Origin of the sequence: Phenylobacterium sp., assembly GCF_016124325.1 — a bacterium.
Classification (GTDB): Bacteria; Pseudomonadota; Alphaproteobacteria; order Caulobacterales; family Caulobacteraceae; genus Phenylobacterium.
Genome location: NZ_WGNY01000003.1, coordinates 69507 through 89616, shown reverse-complemented (window position 1 = coordinate 89616; position 20110 = coordinate 69507). Strand labels below are relative to the sequence as shown.

The 20110-nt window shown below is 69.0% G+C and carries 15 protein-coding genes; 5 read left to right on the top strand and 10 right to left on the bottom strand.

Translation table 11 applies throughout. The annotated features are described in order from the left end of the window. Window positions 1–27: 27 nt before the first annotated feature. A complete protein-coding gene (locus GC203_RS01180) occupies window positions 28–2988 on the top strand; it encodes a class I SAM-dependent DNA methyltransferase (RefSeq protein ID WP_293450484.1) in 2961 nt (986 codons plus the stop codon). A 98-nt stretch (window positions 2989–3086) separates the two neighbouring features. After that, window positions 3087–4127 carry an endonuclease NucS domain-containing protein gene (locus GC203_RS01175; RefSeq protein ID WP_293450482.1) on the top strand — a complete coding sequence of 347 codons (1041 nt, stop codon included), beginning with the start codon at window positions 3087–3089 and terminating at the stop codon, window positions 4125–4127. A gap of 236 nt (window positions 4128–4363) precedes the next feature. Here GC203_RS01175 and metH read toward each other — a convergent pair whose 3' ends face one another. From metH to GC203_RS01150, 5 genes are read right to left on the bottom strand one after another with little or no spacing between them, the layout of a single operon-like run. Then, entirely contained in the window at window positions 4364–7015 is a 2652-nt protein-coding gene (gene metH / locus GC203_RS01170) for a methionine synthase (RefSeq protein WP_293450480.1), read from the bottom strand. After that, on the bottom strand, window positions 7015–7479 hold the full coding sequence (locus GC203_RS01165; protein WP_293450478.1) for a DUF6882 domain-containing protein: 465 nt from the start codon (window positions 7477–7479) through the stop codon (window positions 7015–7017). Before GC203_RS01165 ends, metH begins: the two co-directional genes overlap by 1 nt. After that, window positions 7479–8552, bottom strand: coding sequence for a homocysteine S-methyltransferase family protein (locus GC203_RS01160; RefSeq protein ID WP_293450476.1), 1074 nt, complete (start codon window positions 8550–8552; stop codon window positions 7479–7481). The genes GC203_RS01165 and GC203_RS01160 overlap by 1 nt, the downstream gene beginning before the upstream one ends. Beyond that, window positions 8549–9502, bottom strand: coding sequence for a methylenetetrahydrofolate reductase [NAD(P)H] (gene metF / locus GC203_RS01155; RefSeq protein ID WP_293450474.1), 954 nt, complete (start codon window positions 9500–9502; stop codon window positions 8549–8551). Before metF ends, GC203_RS01160 begins: the two co-directional genes overlap by 4 nt. Next, window positions 9499–10470: a metalloregulator ArsR/SmtB family transcription factor gene (locus GC203_RS01150; protein ID WP_293450472.1), complete on the bottom strand. Its 972-nt coding sequence runs from the start codon at window positions 10468–10470 to the stop codon at window positions 9499–9501. The genes metF and GC203_RS01150 overlap by 4 nt, the downstream gene beginning before the upstream one ends. Before the next feature lie 92 nt (window positions 10471–10562). Here GC203_RS01150 and GC203_RS01145 point away from each other — a divergent pair, with 92 nt between their 5' ends. Together GC203_RS01145 and GC203_RS01140 are read left to right on the top strand one after the other, a co-directional pair. Beyond that, window positions 10563–11123 carry a hypothetical protein gene (locus tag GC203_RS01145; protein ID WP_293450470.1) on the top strand — a complete coding sequence of 187 codons (561 nt, stop codon included), beginning with the start codon at window positions 10563–10565 and terminating at the stop codon, window positions 11121–11123. A gap of 132 nt (window positions 11124–11255) precedes the next feature. Further along, on the top strand, window positions 11256–12497 hold the full coding sequence (locus tag GC203_RS01140) for an MFS transporter (protein ID WP_293450468.1): 1242 nt from the start codon (window positions 11256–11258) through the stop codon (window positions 12495–12497). 41 nt (window positions 12498–12538) lie between these two features. Here GC203_RS01140 and GC203_RS01135 read toward each other — a convergent pair whose 3' ends face one another. From GC203_RS01135 to GC203_RS01120, 4 genes are all read right to left on the bottom strand, one after another. Beyond that, complete coding sequence (locus GC203_RS01135) at window positions 12539–14074, bottom strand: CAP domain-containing protein (RefSeq protein ID WP_293450466.1); 1536 nt, start codon at window positions 14072–14074, stop codon at window positions 12539–12541. A gap of 106 nt (window positions 14075–14180) precedes the next feature. After that, entirely contained in the window at window positions 14181–15818 is a 1638-nt protein-coding gene (locus GC203_RS01130; RefSeq protein ID WP_293450464.1) for a calcium-binding protein, read from the bottom strand. Between the two features lie 116 nt (window positions 15819–15934). Then, entirely contained in the window at window positions 15935–17599 is a 1665-nt protein-coding gene (gene ettA, locus GC203_RS01125; protein ID WP_293450462.1) for an energy-dependent translational throttle protein EttA, read from the bottom strand. Between the two features lie 168 nt (window positions 17600–17767). Then, a complete protein-coding gene (locus GC203_RS01120; RefSeq protein ID WP_293450460.1) occupies window positions 17768–18115 on the bottom strand; it encodes a hypothetical protein in 348 nt (115 codons plus the stop codon). A gap of 96 nt (window positions 18116–18211) precedes the next feature. Here GC203_RS01120 and GC203_RS01115 point away from each other — a divergent pair, with 96 nt between their 5' ends. Next, complete coding sequence (locus GC203_RS01115) at window positions 18212–18805, top strand: TetR/AcrR family transcriptional regulator (RefSeq protein WP_293450458.1); 594 nt, start codon at window positions 18212–18214, stop codon at window positions 18803–18805. Between the two features lie 137 nt (window positions 18806–18942). Here GC203_RS01115 and GC203_RS01110 read toward each other — a convergent pair whose 3' ends face one another. Beyond that, complete coding sequence (locus GC203_RS01110) at window positions 18943–20052, bottom strand: alkaline phosphatase family protein (RefSeq protein WP_293450456.1); 1110 nt, start codon at window positions 20050–20052, stop codon at window positions 18943–18945. Window positions 20053–20110: the final 58 nt, after the last annotated feature.

Below are 20110 nucleotides of genomic sequence, written 5' to 3'. Positions count from 1 at the left end.
TAAGCTGGCCCAAAGAGTCGGGGCGAGATGGACGCAGCGGACTTCATCGCAAAGTGGCGCGATAGCGAGCTGCGTGAACGGCAGGGCTCGCAGGAGCATTTCATCGACCTTTGCCACGTGCTCGGTGTGCCGACCCCAGCCGAGGAAGACCCACGCGGCGAGCGCTATTGCTTCGAACGCGGCGCCGAGAAGGTCGGCGGCGGCGAGGGCTGGGCCGACGTCTGGCGCAAGGGCTGTTTCGCCTGGGAGTACAAAGGCCGGCACAAGGACCTGAACGCAGCGCTGCGCCAAGTCACCTCCTACTCGCGCGACTTGGAGAACCCGCCCTATCTGGTGGTGTCCGACATGGAGCGGATCGTCGTCCACACCAACTGGACGAATACCGTCGCGCGCACCTACGAGTTGGGGCTCAATGACCTGCTCGACCCCGCGAAGCGCCACATCCTGCGCGCGGTGTTCGACGGATCGGACGAACTCAAGCCCCGCCTCACGCCCCAGGAACTGACGGCCAAGGCGGCTGAACGCTTCGGTGAACTGTCTCGCCGCCTGCAGGACCGCGGGCACGAGCCGCGGGCGGTGGCCCACTTCCTCAACCAGCTCGTCTTCTGCATGTTCGCGGAGGACGCCGACCTCCTGAAGGATCGGCTGTTCACGCGGCTGATGAAGGCCACCCAGTCGCGACCCAAGGCGGCGCGCGCGCAGCTTTCCGAGCTGTTCGCCAAGATGGCGGCGCAGGGCGACACCTTCTTCGGCGCCGAATTCATCCGGTGGTTCAACGGCGGCTTGTTCGATGGGTCCGATGTGCTGCCGCTGGAGCGCATCGACCTGGAGCTGATCGCCCGCACAGCCGACGAGCACGACTGGTCCCAGATGGACCCGTCGGTGTTCGGCACTCTGTTCGAACAGGCGTTGAGCGCTCGGCGCGAGCGCAAGGCGCTGGGCGCCCACTATACCGACCGCGAGAAGATCCTGAAAATCGTTGAGCCGGTGATCGTGCGACCGCTGGAGGCGGAGTGGGCCGCCGTGCTGGAGACGACCCGGGCGGCGATCGGCAAGGCCGAAGCGGCAGAGGCCGAACGCAAGGCCTTGCTGGAGGCGGCTGGCGATCAGATGCGCGCCGATCCGCGAGCGGCGCAGGAGGCGGAGGCGAAGCGCCGCAAGCAGATCGCCGCCATCGACCGGCGGCGCACAACGGCGCGGCGGGAGGCGCGCGACGCCGTCGAGGCCTGGCTGGAGCGTCTGGCCGCCTTCCGCGTCCTCGACCCGGCCTGCGGCTCGGGCAACTTCCTCTATGTGGCCCTGCACGAACTGATGGACCTCGAACAGCGGGCCATCGTCGACGCCGAGCGCCTGGGCGTGACCGGCTTCCTGCCGCGCGTCGGGCTGGAGGCGGTGCGGGGCATCGAGGTCGAACGCTACGCCGCCGAACTGGCGCGGCTGACCTTGTGGATCGGCTATCTGCAATGGGTGCTGAAGAAGGCCGCCACGCCGCCGCCCGACCCGGTGCTGTCAAATCTCGACCAGATCGAGAACCGCGACGCCTTGCTGAACCCGGACGGGACGGAGGCCGAGTGGCCGGCAGTCGATGTGATCATCGGCAATCCGCCGTTCCTTGGCGGGAAGCGTATGCGCGAGAACCTGGGGGACGAGGCCGTGGAGCGGCTGTTCGCGGCCTATCACGGGCGCGTGCCGGCCGAGGCCGACCTCGTAGCCTACTGGGTCGAGAAGGGGTGGCGGCAGGCACAAGCCGGACAGACAACGCGCGTCGGGCTGGTGACGACGAACTCGATCCGCGACGGCGCGAGCCGCCGTGTCTTGGACCCGATTTGTGATGCCAAGGCGCTGGAGGAGGCCTGGGCAGATGAACCTTGGGCAGTTGAGGGGGCCGACGTCCGGGTCTCGATGATTGGTTTCGGAGCCAATTTTATCGAAAGACGATTGAACGGTCAGCCGGTGGAGCACATCAACTCAAATCTCACAAGTACGACTGTCGACGTGACGAAGTCGGCTGCCCTTGGCGAGAACACCGGAGTCGGCTTCATAGGCACTCAGAAGGGCGGTTCGTTTGATGTTGAAGGTGAAACTGCGAGAACATGGCTAGGCCTGCCACTGAATCCGAACGGGCGACCGAATAGCGATGTGTTGCGGCAATGGCGCAATGGCTCTCATCTGACCGGACGATGGGACGACCGTTGGATCATCTTCTTCCCAATTGACTGCCCCTTGGAGCAGGCGGCGCTCTACGAGGCGCCGTTCGCTCATGTGAAGGAACACGTCCTTCCGCAAAGGGAGGGCCTGCGCCGTGACAATCATCGGCTTCGGTGGTGGATTCACGCTGAGGCGCGGCCTGGGATGTGGCGTTCACTGAATGGGCTCAAGCGCTTCATCGCTACACCCCGGGTCGCAAAACACCGCTTCTTCGTATGGTTGCCCGGAGCCGTTGTCCCGGATAGTCGACTTGTCGCCATTGCCCGAGACGACGACATTGTCTTTGGAATTTTAAGTTCGCGACTACACGAAGTCTGGTCCCTAGCGACCTGCTCATGGCACGGGATCGGCAATGATCCGACCTACAATGCTGAAAGCTGCCTCGCGACCTTCCCCTTCCCCGACGGACTCACGCCCAACATCCCCGCAGCGAACTACGCCGCCGACCCGCGCGCGCCAGCCATCGCCGAGGCGGCGCGCAAGCTGAACGACCTGCGCGAGGCGTGGCTGAACCCGCCGGACTTGACGGTGCGCGTCCCTGAGGTTGTGCCCGGCTATCCCGACCGCATCCTGCCCAAGGACGAGGCGGCGGCGAAGCTGTTGAAAGCCCGCACCCTGACCAACCTCTACAACGAACGGCCGCACTGGCTGGCCCTGGCGCACGAGGCGCTCGACGCCGCCGTGGCCGCCGCCTACGGCTGGCCAGCCGACCTGTCGGACGACGAAATCCTAGAGCGGCTGTTCGCCTTGAATCAGGAGCGCGCCGCGAATGGCCGGTAGATCCTAACGCGCGCGACGCGCGCAGTTCGGAGACCAACGCGGGATTGCTCCGCTTCGAAGCTCGCGCTTAGGTAACTTCGCTGTTCGAGGGGGAGTGCGTGAGCAATCTGTTCAAGGTCCAGCAGGGCCGCCTGGTGCGGGCGCAACCCAAGGCCCTGTCGCGCGAGAGCCTGATCGAGGAATGGGTCGCGGAGAATCCCGCGCTGCTCGGTCTCGACGCCATTGTCATCGGCCGCCAGGTCCACACCGGGCACGGAGGCTACATCGACCTGCTTGCGCTCGATCGCTTGGGCGGCGTCGTCATAATCGAGTTGAAGAAAGACCGGACGCCACGCGAGATCGTGGCCCAGGTGCTCGACTACGCGTCTTGGGTGAGGGCGCTCACGACGCCGAACATCTACGAGATCGCCGAGCGTTACGCCCAGAGACGCCTCGCCACGCGCTTCGAGGAGCACTTCGGCGAACGGATTCCGGAGCGCCTGAACAGCGCCCATTCCATGCTGATCGTCGCCAGCGAGCTCGACCCGGCTTCCCGGCGGATTGTCGAATACCTCTCGGAAGAGCATGGCGTCGGCATCAACACGGCGTTCTTCAACGTCTTCGAAGCCGACGGACAGGAATGGCTGACCACGGATTTCCTCCTCGATCAGGCCGAGGTTGAGGAGCGTTCCGAACGCAAAGTCCGCGCTCCCTGGTCAGGCTACTATTTCGTCAATGCAGGTCTTGGCGACGATCGGTCGTGGGAAGACATGCGGCGCTACGGCTTCGTCGGCGCGTGCGGCGGCGACTTCTACACCAAGCGGCTCGACCAGCTCAGCGCCGGCGACAAGATCTTCGCCTATCACAAGGGCTCAGGCTTTATCGGCTACGGGGTCGTCACCACGCCGAAGACGATCGCCTCCGAGTTTGTCACGCCAGAGGGGCCGCTCTTCGAGCAACCCCTCGAGCAGCCGAACATCAAGCTGAATGCCGACGATCCGACCATGGCCGAGTACGTGGTCGGGGTCGATTGGGTGAAGACCGTCGAGCCCAATCAGGCCAAGTGGTTCAAGGGCGCGTTCGCAAACCAGAACATCGTCTGCAAACTGCGGGATCAGCCGACCGTCGACTTCCTCGTCCAGGCCTTCGAGGCGGCGTAGGCGCCCACCCGCCCTCCGCGCCCTTCCGTGAAATCCGTGGTTCAAAAGACGGCGCCTCCGCTCGCGCCGACGCCAGCGCCCTCACGCCCCTTTCGCGTCTTTCGTGGTTCCCCACGGGCCGGCGGCGGCGCGGCCCCGGCCACTCACGATCGCCGGCGTGTCCGGGTGGCCCCCCGGGACGCGCCGCTGCGCGGCCCGCCCGAGGGCAGGCCTCCCGAGCCGGGCCATGACGGGAACTACGCCGGCTCGTAGTTGAGGATCGGCGCCAGCCACCGCTCGGCCTCCGCCACCGTCCAGCCCTTGCGGCGGGCGTAGTCCGCCACCTGGTCCTTCTCGATGCGGCCGACGCCGAAGTAGTGGCTTTCCGGGTGCGAGAAATACAATCCGCTCACCGCCGCCGGCGGGGTCATGGCGAAGCTCTCGGTCAGCTCGATCCCGGCGTTGTCGGTCGCCGAGAGCAGGCGGAACAGGGTGGCCTTCTCGGTGTGGTCGGGCTGGGCCGGATAGCCGGGCGCGGGACGGATGCCGCGATAGTCCTCGGCGATCAGGGCGCCCAAGTCGAACGGCTCGCCCTCGGCATAGCCCCACAGCTCGGTGCGCACCTTGCGGTGGAGCGCTTCGGCGAAGGCCTCGGCCAGCCGGTCGGCCAGCGCCGTGAACAGGATCGCCGAATAGTCGTCGCCGGCGTCCTTGAACGCCTTGGCCTGGGCCAGTTCGCCGTGGCCGGCGGTCACCGCGAAGCCGCCGATCCAGTCGGGCTTGGTCCCCACGGGCGCGACGAAGTCGGCGAGCGCGACGTTGGACTTGTCGGCGCCGGTCTTCAGTATCTGCTGGCGCAGGGTGTGCAGCCGGGCCAGCTCGGTGGTCCGGTCCTCGTCGGCATAGACCACCACGTCGTCGCCGTCGGCGTTGGCCGGCCAGAACCCGACCACTCCCCTGGCTTCGAGAAGCCCCTCCTGGAGGATGCGGTCCAGCATCCGCTGGGCGTCGTGGAAGAGGTCGGTCGCGGCCTTGCCGACCACGTCGTCCTCCAGGATCTGCGGATAGCGGCCCACCAGCTCCCAGCTGGCGAAGAAGGGCGTCCAGTCGATGTGGCGGGCAAGCTCGGGCAGGTCGTAGGGCGCGAACGTCCGCACGCCCGTGAAGCTGGGCCTGGGCGGATCATAGGCCGTCCAGTCGGGGGTGAAGGCGTTGTCGCGCGCCTCGGCCAGGGTGGCCCGCGCGCGATTGCCCTGCCCGCGGGCGAACTGCTCGCGCACCTTCTCGTAGTCGGCGGCCGTGGCCGCCAGGAACTTGGGCTTCTCGGTGGGCGACAGCAGTTGCGAGACCACGCCCACCGCGCGGCTGGCGTCCAGCACATAGGTGGTCGAGCCGGCCGGATAGCGCGGCGAGATCTTCACCGCCGTGTGGGTCTTCGACGTGGTGGCCCCGCCGATCAGCAGCGGCATGGTCATGCCGCGGCGCTCCATCTCGGAGGCCACATAGACCATCTCGTCCAGGCTGGGGGTGATCAGGCCCGACAGGCCCACGATGTCGACCTGGTGCTTCTCGGCCTCGTCGAGGATGCGGTCGGCCGGGACCATGACGCCCAGGTCGATGACCTCGTAGTTGTTGCACTGCAGGACCACGCCCACGATGTTCTTGCCGATGTCGTGGACGTCGCCCTTGACGGTGGCCATCAGGATGCGGCCGGCCTGCTCGCGCGGCTTGCCTTCCTTCTCGGCCTCCATGAACGGCATCAGGTAGGCCACGGCCTGCTTCATCACCCGGGCCGACTTGACCACCTGGGGCAGGAACATCTTGCCCGCGCCGAACAGGTCGCCGACCACGTTCATCCCGTCCATCAGCGGGCCTTCGATGACGTGCAGCGGGCGCTCGGCGAGGCTGCGCGCCTCCTCGGTGTCGGCCTCGATGAACTCGGTGATCCCGTGGACCAGGGCGTGGCTGAGGCGGGCGGCCACGGGGGCGTCGCGCCAGGCCAGGTTCTGCACCTTGGCCTCGCCCTTCTGGCCCTTGTACTTGGGCGCCAGGTCGACGAGGCGCTCGGTGTTGGAGACGTTGGTTCGCTGTGGGCGGTTCAGGATCACGTCCTCGACCGCCTCGCGCAGCTCGGCGTCGATGTCGTCGTAGACCGGCAGGTCGCCGGCGTTGACGATGCCCATGTCCATGCCGGCCGCGATCGCGTGGTACAGGAATACCGAGTGGATCGCCCGGCGCACCGGCTCGTTGCCGCGGAACGAGAAGCTGACGTTGGAGACCCCGCCCGAGACGCGGGCGTGCGGGCAGGCCGCCTTGATGGCGCGCGTCGCCTCGATGAAGTCGACGGCGTAGTTGTCGTGCTCGTCGATGCCGGTGGCGACGGCGAAGATGTTGGGGTCGAAGATGATGTCCTCGGGCGGGAAGCCCACCTGTTCGGTGAGGATCGCGTAGGCCCGCTGGCAGATCTCGACCTTGCGGGCGGCGGTGTCGGCCTGGCCCACCTCGTCGAAGGCCATGACCACGACGGCCGCGCCATAGCGCAGGCACGCGCGCGCCTGCTCGAGGAACTTGGCCTCGCCCTCCTTCAGGCTGATCGAATTGACGATCGCCTTGCCCTGGACGCACTTCAGCCCCGCCTCGATCACCTCCCACTTGGATGAGTCGATCATCACCGGCACGCGGGCGATGTCGGGCTCGGCGGCGACGAGATTGAGAAACGTTCGCATCGCCGCGACGGAGTCGAGCAGCCCCTCGTCCATGTTCACGTCGATCACCGCCGCCCCGGCCTCGACCTGCTGGCGCGCGACGCTCAGGGCTTCGGGATAGTTCCCCTCGGCGATCAGCTTGCGGAATTTCGCAGAGCCGGTGACGTTTGTCCGCTCGCCGACGTTGATGAATGTGGGGCGCATCAGCTCACGAACTTGATCGACTGCAGCAGGAAATAGACGGCGCCGTTCGCGCTCTGGGCGCGGTAGCCGCCTTCGGCCTCCAGAATGCGGGCGGCGATGGCGGTGAGCATCCAGCCCGCCCCTTCGAGGTCGTCGCTCTTCAGGAAGTCGGTGGTCAGCTCTTCCACTCCGTTCTCGGCGCCGAAGTCGCGGACCCGGCCCATGGCCTCGACGCTCGCCGGCGGCCAGGCGGGGTCGCCCCACCCCCAGAGCCATCCGACCGCGCCGGTTCGGCCCACCACCTGGATGTCGGCCACGACACGCGGCCCCTGCTCGTCGGAGAAGGTCAGGGTGCGGGCCTGGGTGTCATAGTCGTAGCGGAGCCACGACTCGAGGCGGAACGCTTCGGCGTTCCGGTTCTGCTTGGCGGAGAAGTCGGCGAACGCCTCCTCGCACCAGGCGTCGTACCAGTCTGGCGCTTTCATCAGGCGAGCTCGAACGGTTCCAGGCCGGCCAGCCGCATGGCGGTGGGCCGTTCGGGGATCGGCCGCGGCTTCAGGCCCTTCACCGCCTCGGCCACGTGGCGGATGTGGTCCGGCGTGGTGCCGCAGCAGCCGCCCAGGATGTTGACCAGGCCATGCTCGGCCCATTCATGGAGTTGGTGGCCCGTCTGGTCCGGCGTCTCGTCGTACTCGCCCATGGCGTTGGGCAGGCCGGCGTTCGGATAGGCCGAGACCAGGGTGTCGGCGACCCGGGCCAGCTCGGCGATGTGCGGGCGCATCAGCTCGGCGCCCAGGGCGCAGTTGAGGCCCACCGCGAACGGCTTGGCGTGGCGCACCGAGTTCCAGAACGCCTCCACCGTCTGCCCCGACAGCGTGCGCCCCGAGCGGTCGGTGATGGTGCCGGAGATCCAGATCGGCAACGGCTCGTAGCCCTCGTCCTCAAGGTCGAGGATCGCCTTGATCGCAGCCTTGCAGTTCAGCGTGTCGGTGATCGTCTCCACGAGGAACAGGTCGACCCCGCCCTCGTGCAGCGCGCGGACCTGTTCGGAATAGGCCTCGTAGACCTGATCGAACGTCACCTTGCGCGCGCCCGGATCGTTCACGTCCGAGCTCATCGACAGCATCACCGGCAGCGGGCCGATCGAGCCGGCCACGAACCGCGGCTTGCCCGGCTCCTTCGCCGTCCAGCGGTCGGCGACCTCGCGGGCGATGCGCGCGCCATCCAGGTTGATGTCGCGCACGGCGGCCTGCAGCCCGTACTCGGCCTGGCCGATCGAGGTGGCCGAGAAGGTGTTGGTCTCCGAGATGTCGGCGCCGGCGGCGTAGTACTGGTCGTGCAGGTCGGCCACGATGTCGGGCCGGGTGATGCACAGCAGGTCGTTGTCGCCCTTGAGCTGGCCGGGCGCGTCGCCGAACCGGTCGCCGCGATAGTCCGCCTCGTCCAGGCCGCGCTTCTGGATCATCACGCCCCACGAGCCGTCCAGGATCAGCACGCGCTCCCTGGCCGCGGCCTTCAGCGCCGCGATGCGTTCCTGTCTCGAGCTTGGCCGGTTCATGCCGCGGCTTCCTTGGGTTCGGTCGGCGTCTCGCGCACGCCCAGCACGCGGCAGATCGCGTACACCAGATCGGCGCGGTTCAGGGTGTAGAAGTGGAAGTCGGAGAAGCCTTCCTCCTGCAGCCGGGCGCACATCTCCGCGGCGACGGAGGCGGCGACCAGCTTGCGGGTCTCCGGGTCCTCGTCGAGACCGTCGAACAGATTGGCGAGCCAGCCCGGCAGGGTGACGCCGATCCGCTGGGACATGTTGGCCAGGCCGGCATAGCTCGACACCGGCATGATCCCCGGCAGGATCGGGATGGTCACGCCGGCCTTCCGGATGCGCTCGATGAAGCGCAGGTAGCCCTCGATGTCGAAGAAGAAGTTGGTGATCGCACGGGTCGCCCCGGCGTCGATCTTCGCCTTCAGCACCTCGATGTCATGGTCCACCGACGGGCTTTCGGGATGGATCTGGGGATAAAGACCCACGCTGATGTCGAACGGGGCGATCGCCTTGATGCCGGCGGTCAGCTCGGTGGCGTTGGCGTAGCCGTCGGCGGGTGGCACGTAGACGCCGCCCAGCGAGCCCGGCGGATCGCCGCGCAACGCCACGATGTGGCGGATGCCCGCCGCCCAGTAGTCGCGCACCACCTCGTCCACCTCGGCGCGGCTGGCCTCGACGCAGGTCAGGTGCGCGGCGGGCTTCAGCGTCGTTTCCTTCAGCATCCGCACCACGGTGCGATGCGTGCGCTCGCGGGTCGAGCCGCCGGCCCCGTAGGTGACCGAGACGAACGTCGGGTTCAGCGGCTCCAGCCGCCGGATCGCCTCCCACAGGCTCTCCTCGGACTTCGGCCCCTTTGGCGGCGAGAACTCGAACGACACGCTGGGGCGCGGGCGGCCGCCGATGCCGGCGCGCGCGACGGGGCCGAGGGCCGCGCCCGGCCCGTCGGTGCTTCTGCGTTGCGGCGTCATGCGGCGCTCCTCAGTTGCGTGGGCGCGCGCCGGGCGGCCCAGATCTTCACGGTCAGGCCATCGGCCCGGGTCGGCGGCAGGTCCATCTGCGCCACCTGCGGCAGCTCGGCCTCGGCCAGCCAGCGGTTCATCTCTTCGTCGGAAAACCCTAACCGTCGGTGCTGGTGCTGCTCGCGCAGGAATTCGTGCTGGTGGGGCGCGAAGTCGACGATGACCAGCCGGCCGCCCGGCGCCGTGATCCGCGCCGCCTCGCGCACCGCCGCCGCTGGATCGCTCAGGTAGTGCAGCACCTGGTGAACGACAACCAGGTCGGCGCCGCCCTCGGGCAGGCGCGTGTCGAAGATGTCGCCGTGGCGCAGTTCCACGTTGGAGAGCCCGGCCTCGGCCGTGTTGCGGCGGGCGATGTTCAGCATCTGCTGCGACAGGTCGAGGCCCAGCGCGTGGTCGGCGTGGGGCGCGAGCAGCATCAGCATCCGGCCGGTGCCCGAACCCAGGTCCACCAGCCGCCGCACGTGGCCGCCGCCCGTCGCGCGCAGGATCTCGGCCTCGACGGACGTGTCCGACACATAGAGCGAGCGGATGCGGTCCCATTGGGCGGCGTTGTCGGCGAAATAGGCCTGGGCCGCCGCCGCGCGCTCGGCCTGCACATCGTCGATCTTGCGCCGGTCGCGCGCCAGCACGGGATCGTCCGGATTGAGCCGGGCCAGCACCTCGCCGATCACCTCGTGAGCGCGGCCCTCGCCGGTCAGGCGGTAGAAGACCCACGCGCCGTCCGGAAAACGCTCGACCAGCCCCGCCTCGGCCAGCAGCTTCAGGTGCCGCGACACCCGGGGCTGGCTCTGGTCGAGCACGCGGCAGATTTCCAGCACCGCCAGCTCCTCGCGCTCCAGCAGCGCAAGGATGCGCAGGCGCGTCGGCTCGCCCGCCGCGCGCAGCACGTCCACAGCCTGTTTGGCGGAGAGCTTCATCGCATATAAAGATATCTTTATATGTGTTCGCGTCAAGTCTCCGGCGTGGGCGCCGCGCACAGCTCGGAGACCGATCCCAGGCCCGTGAGCTGTTGATCCCGCGGCGCGGCTTCGCCTATCGCATTGTACCGAAGGGCCGCGAGGGCGTCATGCGCCGGGTGCTGATCATCGGGAACTCGGGCGGCGGCAAGTCGACCCTGGCGCGCCGCCTGGGCGACAAGCTGGGCCTGCCCGTCATCCACCTCGACGTCCTCTTCTGGAAGCCGGGCTGGGTCGAGAGCGACCGCGACGACTACCGGACGCGGGTGATGGCGGCGCTGCAGGCCCCGGCCTGGATCTGCGACGGCCAGTTCCCCTCGACCTTCCACCTTCGGATGCCCATGTCCGACACCATCGTCTGGATCGACCAGCCCCGGACGCTGTGCCTGTGCCGCGCGATCTGGCGGGCGGTGACCTATCGCGACGGCGGCCGCCCCGACATGGCGGAGGGCTGTCGCGAAAAGATCGACTTCGCCTTCTACCGCTACATCTGGACCTTCGACCGTAGGGTCAGGCCCGAGGTCGAGGCGGCGCTGGCCGAACACGGCGCGCACGCCCGCCTCTTCCACCTGCGGAACGACCGCGAGATCGCCGCCTTCCTCGCCCAAGCTTGACTTGAGATCACCGTTCGGCGACTAACCGCCCCCGGTGGGCCCGCGCGGCGGCCTTCAAATTCGGCTCACCGCAAGCCCCCGCGCGCCTGCGCGGGCCTCTGGCCGCATGGCCGCCGCAACACCCGGCATCGCATGTCCCCCTTCTCCTCCCCGCTCTGGCGCGAGCGTGACTTCCTGCGCCTTTGGGCCGCCCAGGCCGTTTCCGACTTCGGCGCGCGCATCACCCGCGAGGGCCTGCCGATCATGGCCGTGCTGGGCCTGGCCGCACAGCCCGGCGAGCTCGGCGTGCTGGCGGCGCTTTCGAGCGCGGCCGGCCTCCTCGTCGGCCTGACCGCCGGCGACTTCGTCGACCACACCCCGCGCCGCCGCATCCTGATCGGCGCCGACCTGCTGCGCGGCGTGGTTCTCGTGAGCCTTCCGATCGCCGCCTGGCTGGGCGTGCTGTCGATGCTCCAGGTCTATGTGGTGGCCACCGTCGTGGCCGCGGCCAGCGTGCTGTTCGCCATCGCCGACCACGCCTACCTGCCCAGCCTCGTGGGCAAGGCGCTGACCCTGGACGCCAACGCCAAGATCTCGGCCACCGAGTCCGTCGCCGAGATGGGCGGCCCGGCCCTGGCCGGCGTGCTCTTCCAGGCGCTGACGGCGCCGTTCGCCGTGGCGGTCAACGCGGTGACCTACATGGTCTCGGCCCTGTTCCTCTGGCGCATCCGCACGCCCGAGCCCACGCCCGACGCCAGCCGTCGGCGCGGCTGGCGAAACGGCCTCGTCACGGGCGCCGCCACCGCCTGGGCCGAGCCCCGCGTGCGCGTGCTGCTGATCATGACGACGACGGGCGGGCTGTTCGGCGGCTTCTTCAGCGCGCTCTACATCGCCTACGTCCTGCGCGACATGGGGCTGGGCACGGCGCTGATGGGCCTGGGCATCGCGGCGGGCGGCGTGGGCGCCCTGGCGGGCTCGATGCTCGCCCAGACCATGGCCCGGTGGCTCGGCGTGGGGCCCGCGATCTCGATCGCCGGCGTTCTCTCGGCGCTGGGCACCATGCTGATCCTGTTCGCGCCGCACGACCGCGCCGGCGCCATGGCGGCCCTCGTGGTTTCGCAGATCCTGGGCGACGCCTTCGGCGTGGTCCCGCTGATCCTGGCGTCCAGCCTGCGCCAGGCGGTGCTGCCCAACGAGGTGCTGGGCCGGGTCGGAGCGGTCTTCCGCGCGGCGCCGGGCGCCGGCGCGGTCGCGGGCGCGCTGGCGGGCGGGGCTTTGGGCGGCGTGCTGGGCCTGCGCGAGACGTTGCTGGTGGCGATCGCCGGCCTGCTGATCGGTCCGGTCTACGGCCTCATGGCCCCGGCGCTCAGGCGCGTGCGGGAGATGCCGGCCTGACCGCGGGCGATCCGGTCCTCGGGACGCGTCGAGGCCGGCCGTCAGGCTCCGAAGATCCAGTCCCCGGTGAGGGTGCTCATCTGCACGCCGACCAGGATCATCTGGCCGCCGCCGGTCATGTCGATGACCGTGTCCGCGCCCACCTGGGAGACCGTATAGACGGTGCCAGGATCGAGCTGCACCCGGTCGCCCTCGGCGATGTGGAAGTCCAGCACCCGGTCGATCCCGGCGGCTCCGAAGGTGTGGAAGCGGTCGGCGCCGGCCCCGCCGGTGATCGTGTCGTTTCCCTTGTCGCCCGAGACGAAGTCGTCGCCGGCCCCGCCGAAGATCACGTCGTCGTTCTGGCCGCCACGAACGATGTCGTCCCCGTCGCCGCCGTCACAGGTGTCGTTCCCGAGGTTGCCATAGACCAGGTTCTGACCGGCCGAACCCGTCAGGCTGTCGTTGTCCTTGCCGCCGACCACCCAGTCGTCCCCGCCGCCGGAGACACAGGTGTCGTTGCCCTGGTTGCCGTTGATGTCGTCGAAGCCCGAGCCGCCGACGATCGAGTCGTCGCCAGAACCCCCGCGGAGATAGTTGGTCCCCGCCTCGGCGCCGACGGTGTCGGCCCCCGCTCCGCCCTGGATGGTGTAGCCCCCGGCCCCGATCGCCTTGAGCGACAGGCCGCTGGCGCCGATCGCCTCGATCGTCTTGACCGCGCCCGACACCGTGGCCGAGGCCGAGGTCTTCAGCTCGGTCCCGTTCACCACGTCCAGCTTGACGTTGTCGCCCGACGCCAGGTTCAGCGTCACCGAGACCGCCCCGCTGAGGCCCGCCCCGGTCAGCGTCACGGTCTGGACGCCCGTCAGGCTGCTCTCCAGCGTGTAGCCGCCGGTGGCGAAATTGTCGGCGCCCGCCCCGCCCAGGGCCACGTGCAGGCCGCTGCGCCCCTCGCCGATGGAATAGAAGTCGTCGCCGTCGGTGTCGGCGTAGGCCACGCCCAGGATGAAGACGTCGGCCTGCGAGCGCGCGCCCAGGTCTTCGGTCACCACCTGCGGGCCGACGTCGGTTGAGGGGTTGGTCTCGTGGACGATGGCGACGCCGATCTCGCGGAACGTCCCGTCCATGATGTTGTCGCGGTGGCCGGCCGGCGACTGCATCCCGCCGGGACCGGAACCCCAGTCCACCATGAAGCCGGCGTGGGCGTAGAGCGGCGACTCGGCGAAGGCGAAGACGTTCTCGCCGGCCAGCGTGTAGTTGTAGCCCGCCGCGGCGACCCGGGCGCCCAGGCCGGCCTCGCCCGGCGCCTGGTGGGTCTGCATGTCGGCGGCGATCATCGCCGCGTCGTGGCCCTGGGCGGCGTCGGAGAGCGCGTCGTTCCAGGCCAGCGGCCGCACCGGGGTCAGCGCCGAATAGGCCTCCAGCAGCGCCGGGCCCGAGACGCCGAAGAACTTCAGCGCCGAATTGATGGCGGCGTCCGCCGACGTGGCGGTTCCGGCGTAGCTCGAGATGTAGCGCGCCGCGTCGCCCAGCGGGTCGATCCGCGCGGCGTTGATGTATTCGAGCAGCAGCTGCTCTTCGGCGGTCGGGTCGGCCACTGTCGCCTCCCGTTGGTGTGCGTCCCGCGGATTGTACGCGAAAATGCGGCGCCCGGTTGCCTCATCCGCCAGGCCGCCTCGCGCGCCGCCGCGCCCCGGCTCGCGGTCAGGCCCCGAAGATCCAGTCGCCGGTGAGGGTGCTCATCTGCACGCCCACCAGGATCATCTTGCCGCCGCCGGTCATGTCGATGACCGTGTCCGCGCCCACCTGGGAGACCGTGTAGACGGTGCCCGGATCGAGCTGCACCCGATCGCCTTCGGCGATGTGGAAGTCGAGCACCCGGTCGATCCCGGCCGCCCCGAAGGTATGGAACCGGTCGGCGCCCGCCCCGCCGGTGATGGTGTCGTCGCCCTTGTCGCCCGAGACGAAGTCGTCGCCGGCCCCACCGAAGATCACGTCGTCGTTCTGCCCGCCGCGGACGATGTCGTCCCCGTCGCCGCCGTCGCAGGTGTCGTTTCCGAGGTTGCCGTAGACCAGGTTCTGGCCGGCCGAACCCACGAGGCTGTCGTTGTCCTTGCCGCCGACCACCCAGTCGTCCCCGCCGCCGGAGACACAGGTGTCGTTGCCCTGGTTGCCGTTGATGTCGTCGAACCCCGTCCCGCCGACGATGGAGTCGTCGCCCGATCCCCCGCGGAGATAGTTGGTTCCGTCGGTGGCGGTGATGACGTCGTCCCCATCGGCGCCATAGACTTCATCATTCCCCGAACCGGCGTCGATCGTGTCATTGCCGGAGACGTCGTCGACCCCTAGACCACCGAACAGGGCGTCGTCGCCCGCCCCGCCGACCAGGCTGTCATCGCCGGCCTCGCCGCGGATATCATCGCCGCCATCGCCCCCGTCCAGCGTGTCGCCGCCGGGACCGCCCAGCAGATCGTCGCCGTCGTCGAACCCGGCGATGGAATCCGGGCCGTTCGTGCCGACGAGATGGTCCGCGCCGGACGTGCCGAGAATCTTGTTGGGCGGCGAAGAGGCGCCGGACGGATCGAAGTCGAAGAGATTGTAGGCGATAAAGCTGGTGCTGGCGGCATTTGAGAACCGGATGAAGTCCAGGAACGAACTGGCAGAACCGTTTCCATCCTGGTCGATCTGAAGAATGGTGTCGGCGCCCTCTTGGACGAGCCTGAAATGGCCGGTCGAGAAGGGGTTGGTCTGGCCGTCCCAGTTGGTCAGTCTGTCGGTGAGCGGAACCTCGACGCGGTCCCCGTCGCTCCCCGTCTGGAAGTCGGTGACCGTGATGAAGCTCGCGGGCGACTGTACAGCCGAGATCGATAGCTGGGCCGACAATCGGTCCGCGCCAGGGCCAAGCGTGACCGAGCTGTGCACAGCTGCACCGTAAATTGTGACATGATCGTCGCCGGAGCCCGCGTCGATACTGAACTGGACTAGGCGAGAAACAGTGATCTGATCGTTCCCAGCACCGCCCAGCAGGGTGGCGTAGCTGGTGGTCGCGCTGTCGCCCGTGACCCTGAGGTGATCGGTCCCGTCGCCCCCGTCCAGGAGGAGCCGAGGCAATGGGCCGGATTGTCTGTAGCCGTTGGCGAAGATCCAGTCGTCGCCGGCCCCGCCCAGAAACGTGCCGCCATCGAAGCTGTCGCTGATACTGTCGTCGCCCACGCCACCGTCGATCGTGTCCGACCCGGCATTGCCGGCCAGCGTGTCGTCGCCGCCGAGCCCAGACAAGGAGTCATTGGAGTCGTCGCCCTGCAGGCCCTCGCCGGCTTCGGTCCCCACGATTGTCGACATCTACGCCCCCCACGCAGGGCGCACTCTGAGATCACCCGCCGCGCTGCGCGGCGGAGGTCGGTCAGCGCCCCTCGGCGACCCTAAGGCGAAGCTTGCGCGGCCTCAACCGCGCACGCCTACCGCGTGAACTTCTGGAACTTGATGCGGTGGGGGATGAGGCTGTCGGCGCCCAGGCGGCGCTTCTTGTCGTCCTCGTAGGCTTCGAAGTTGCCCTCGAACCACTCCACGTGGCTGTCGCCCTCGAAGGCCAGGATGTGGGTGGCCAGCCGGTCCAGGAACCAGCGGTCGTGGCTGATCACCACCGCGCAGCCGGGGAAGTCCTCCAGCGCGCTTTCCAGCGCCTGCAGGGTCTCCACGTCGAGGTCGTTGGTTGGTTCGTCGAGCAGGATGACGTTGCCGCCCGACGCCAGGGTCTTGGCCAGGTGCACGCGGTTGCGCTCGCCGCCCGACAGCAGGCCCACCTTCTTCTGCTGGTCGCCGCCCTTGAAGTTGAAGCTGCCGACGTAGGCGCGGCTGGGGATCTCGCGGCTGCCCACCTTCATCACGTCCAGCCCGCCCGAGATCTCCTCCCAGACGTTCTTGTTGGGGTCGAGGCTGTCGCGGCTCTGGTCGACGTAGGCCAGCTTCACCGTCTCGCCCAGGCGGATCGAGCCCTCGTCGGGCGTCTCCTGGCCGGTGACGATCTTGAACAGGGTCGACTTGCCCGCCCCGTTCGGCCCGATCACGCCCACGATGCCGCCCGGCGGCAGCTTGAACTCCAGGTCCTTGAACAGCAGCTTGTCGCCGTAGGCCTTCTCCAGGCCGTCGGCCTCGATCACCACATTGCCCAGGCGCGGGCCCGGCGGGATCTGGATCTGGGCGAAGGTCTGCTTCTGGCGCTCGGCCTCGTTCTGCAGGTCCTCGAAGGCGGCCAGGCGCGCCTTGGACTTGCTGCGCCGCGCCGAGGGCGAGGTGTGCACCCAGGCCAGTTCGCGCTCGAAGATGCGCTTCTTGCCGGCTTCCTCACGCTCCTCCTGGGCGATGCGCTTGGCCTTCTGCTCCAGCCAGGCCGAGTAGTTGCCCTCGTAGGGCAGGCCCTTGCCGCGATCGAGCTCCAGCGTCCACTTGGTCACCTGGTCCAGGAAGTAGCGGTCGTGAGTGACCAGGATCACGCAGCCGGGGAAGGCCTCCAGGTGGTGCTGCAGCCAGGCCACGCTCTCGGCGTCGAGGTGGTTGGTGGGCTCGTCCAGCAGCAGCATGTCGGGCTTGCTCAGCAGCAGCCGCGCCAGCGCCACGCGGCGCTTCTCGCCGCCCGACAGCTTGTCCACCGGCCAGTCGTTGGGCGGGCAGCGCAGGGCGTCCATCGCCATCTCGATGCGGCTGTCGATGTCCCAGAGGTCGCCCGCGTCCAGCTTCTCCTGCAGCGCGGTCATCTGCTCCATCAGCTCGTCGGAGTAGTCCTCGCCCAGCTTGTTGGCGACCTCGTTGTACTGGTCGAAGATCTTCTTCTCTTCGCACCAGGAGATCACGTTGCCCCACACGTCGAGCTGGTCGTCCAGCTGCGGCTCCTGCTCCAGGTAGCCCCGCTTGACGCCGTCGGCGGCGAAGGCCTCGCCCGAGAAGTCCTTGTCGAGCCCGGCCATGATCTTCAGCAGGGTGGACTTGCCCGAGCCGTTGACGCCGACCACGCCGATCTTGGCGTCGGGGTAGAACGACAGCCAGATGTTCTCGAAGAGCTTCTTGGGGCTGCCGGGGAAGGCCTTGGTCAGGCCCTGCATCTGGAAAATGTATTGCTGCGCCATGGGGGCGTCCGCGCTCGCTTGTCCGGGATGTGGGAAGTCGCGCGGGAGATAGCGGTCGAGCGGCGTGGGCGCAATGTGAGGGGCGAAAGAACCGCGGGAGGCGCCCTCCAGCCCCTCCCGCGAGTTGTCCCTTGGCCGGCCGAGTCGCGGAGCCGTACCGAGGGGAGGTCAGTTGCCGGCGGTCTGCATGCGCTGGGCGCCGCGGTTGCAGGCGCGCAGCTGGCTGTCGCTGAGCTCGCGGGGGCCGGATTTGTAGCGGGAGATCGGGCCGACAACGGCCGCCACCTTGCGGCACTCGCGCACCAGCCCGTCGAGGTTGCCCTTGCGGACCGCCGAGCCGGCGCATTCGTCGCCGTCGCACCGCCAGGTGACGCCGGCGATCACCGCCTCGCGCGGGGCCGCGCCCGGCGTCGCCAGGGTGGCCTCGCCGCGATAGCCGGCGGTTTGGGCCAACGCCGCCCCCGAGACGAACACCGCCATCGCGGCGCCCGCCCCCAGCCACTTTGAAATTTGCATTTTCGTGATCCTTCGATAAGGAAAGAGCACGACCGGTCGCTAATTCAGCGAAAGAGCACGATCGGTCACTTTCGTCAAGCGTGAGGAGGGCCGTCTTTGCGCAAGGGTGACGCGACGCGGGCGCGGATCATCGAGGCCGCCGCCCGCCAGGCCGCGATCCGGGGCCTGGCCGCCGTCAGCCTGAACGACGTGGCCGAGGATGTGGGCCTGTCGAAGAGCGGGCTCTTCAAGCATTTCACCTCGAAGGACGACATGCACATCGCTGTCGTCGAGGCGGTGCTGGACCGGTTCCGCGACTTCGTGCGCACGCCGGCCCAGGCGCTGCCGCCCGGTCGGCCGCGCCTGGAGGCGATCTTCGACAACTGGCTGCGCTGGGGCGAGAACGAGTGGGCCGACAGCGGCTGCCCGGTGAACCAGCTCTCGATCGAGTTCGACGACCAGCCCGGCCCGGTGCGCGACCTGCTGCGCGCGCGCCTGGGGACCTTCCGCGACGCGGTGCTGGCCGAGTTCCAGGCCCTGCGCGACCCGCCGCTGGCGAAGGCCGAAGCCCAGGCGGCCTATTTCCAGATGAAGAGCTTCATCTTCGGCCATTCGGACGCGCGCCGGATGATGGGCGACACCGACGCCGCACGCACCGCCCGCGCTGCGTTCCAGGCCCTGCTGGACCGCACGGCGAAGGCGGCGGCCTGACCCACAGATGCTCCCCCTCTGGGGGAGCTGTCGCAGAGCGACTGAGGGGGGTCCCGCTCAGAACGCGCCGGCCGAGCCTTCTGAGCGCCCCCCCTCCGGTCCTTCGGACCATCTCCCCCTAGGGGGCAGGACGAGCCTCACTTCCCCTTCAGTATATCCAGCGGCGGCGCGGCGGCCGGGTCGAACGCCTTCCAGTCGAGGCCGAGCGCCGTGAGCGCCGTGGCGGCGATCTGGCCCGAGGTGGCGCAGTCGCCCGCGGGCCTGGCGCCCGGCTTCACGTCGGGGCCGATGGCGGCGATCCAGGTGGCGTCCGAGCCCACGTAGATCGGCTTGCCGTGGCCGCGCCACCCCGCCTTGCCCACCGTGCCGCGGCCGTGGTCGGTGGTGACGATCAGGTCGGTGCGCCCGGCGTAGGCGGGGTCGGTCTGCAGCGCCGCCCAGATGCGCGCCAGGAAGCCGTCGGCGCGGTGGGCCGCCCACAGCACCTGGTCGTAGTGGCCGTCGTGGGCGAAGTCGTCGGTCTCGTCGAAGGCGACGAACAGCACCTCGGGCTTGCGCTCATGCAGAGCCTCCATCGCCCAGGCCTGGGTGAAGCCGTCCAGCCGCGCGCTCAGCCAGATGCGCGGGGCGTCGGCCTGCAGCTTGGCGATCGGGTCGTCGGGCGCCTGCGCCTCGCCGCCGTCCCAGCCGGCGTTGACCGGCAGGCCGCTGCGCCTGGCGTTGAGGATGTCGTTGAAGGCGTCCCACGAGGCCACCGCCTCCACCCGCCCCTTGAACGCCGGCCGCCGGTTCAGCCACTCCAGGAAGGTGACGTTGGCGTTCGGCCCGTGCTCGTTCGACGTGATGGCCGGATCGGGCCGCCCGGTGAGGATCTCGTTGTAGCCGGGGTAGGAGAACCACTTGTCGTTGGCGACGGCGACGCACGAGCCATGGTCGCGGTCGCCGATCAGCACGCCCTGGCGCGCCATCACGCCGTGCAGGAAGGGCATCAGCGCCTGCGCCCGGTCGGCCGGGGCCAGGAACTGGTCGGCGATGGCCTTGCGCTCGGTCACGAAGGCCGGGTCGGCCGCCCGCTCGGGATCGGCGCCGCGGAACACATCGGTCCAGCTCAGGCCGTCGAGCGTCACCAGCACCAGGCGGCGGTCGCCCTCGGCTGCATCCGCTCGCCCGGCGCCCGCCAGCGCGACGGCCAGCGCCGCCGCCAGTCCGAGAACCGTCCGCGCCACGCCGGACCTTTGATGCGTCATGGCTTCTCCCTTCAGGACTGCGCGCCGATCGGCCACACCCCCTAGACGACGTTTGTGA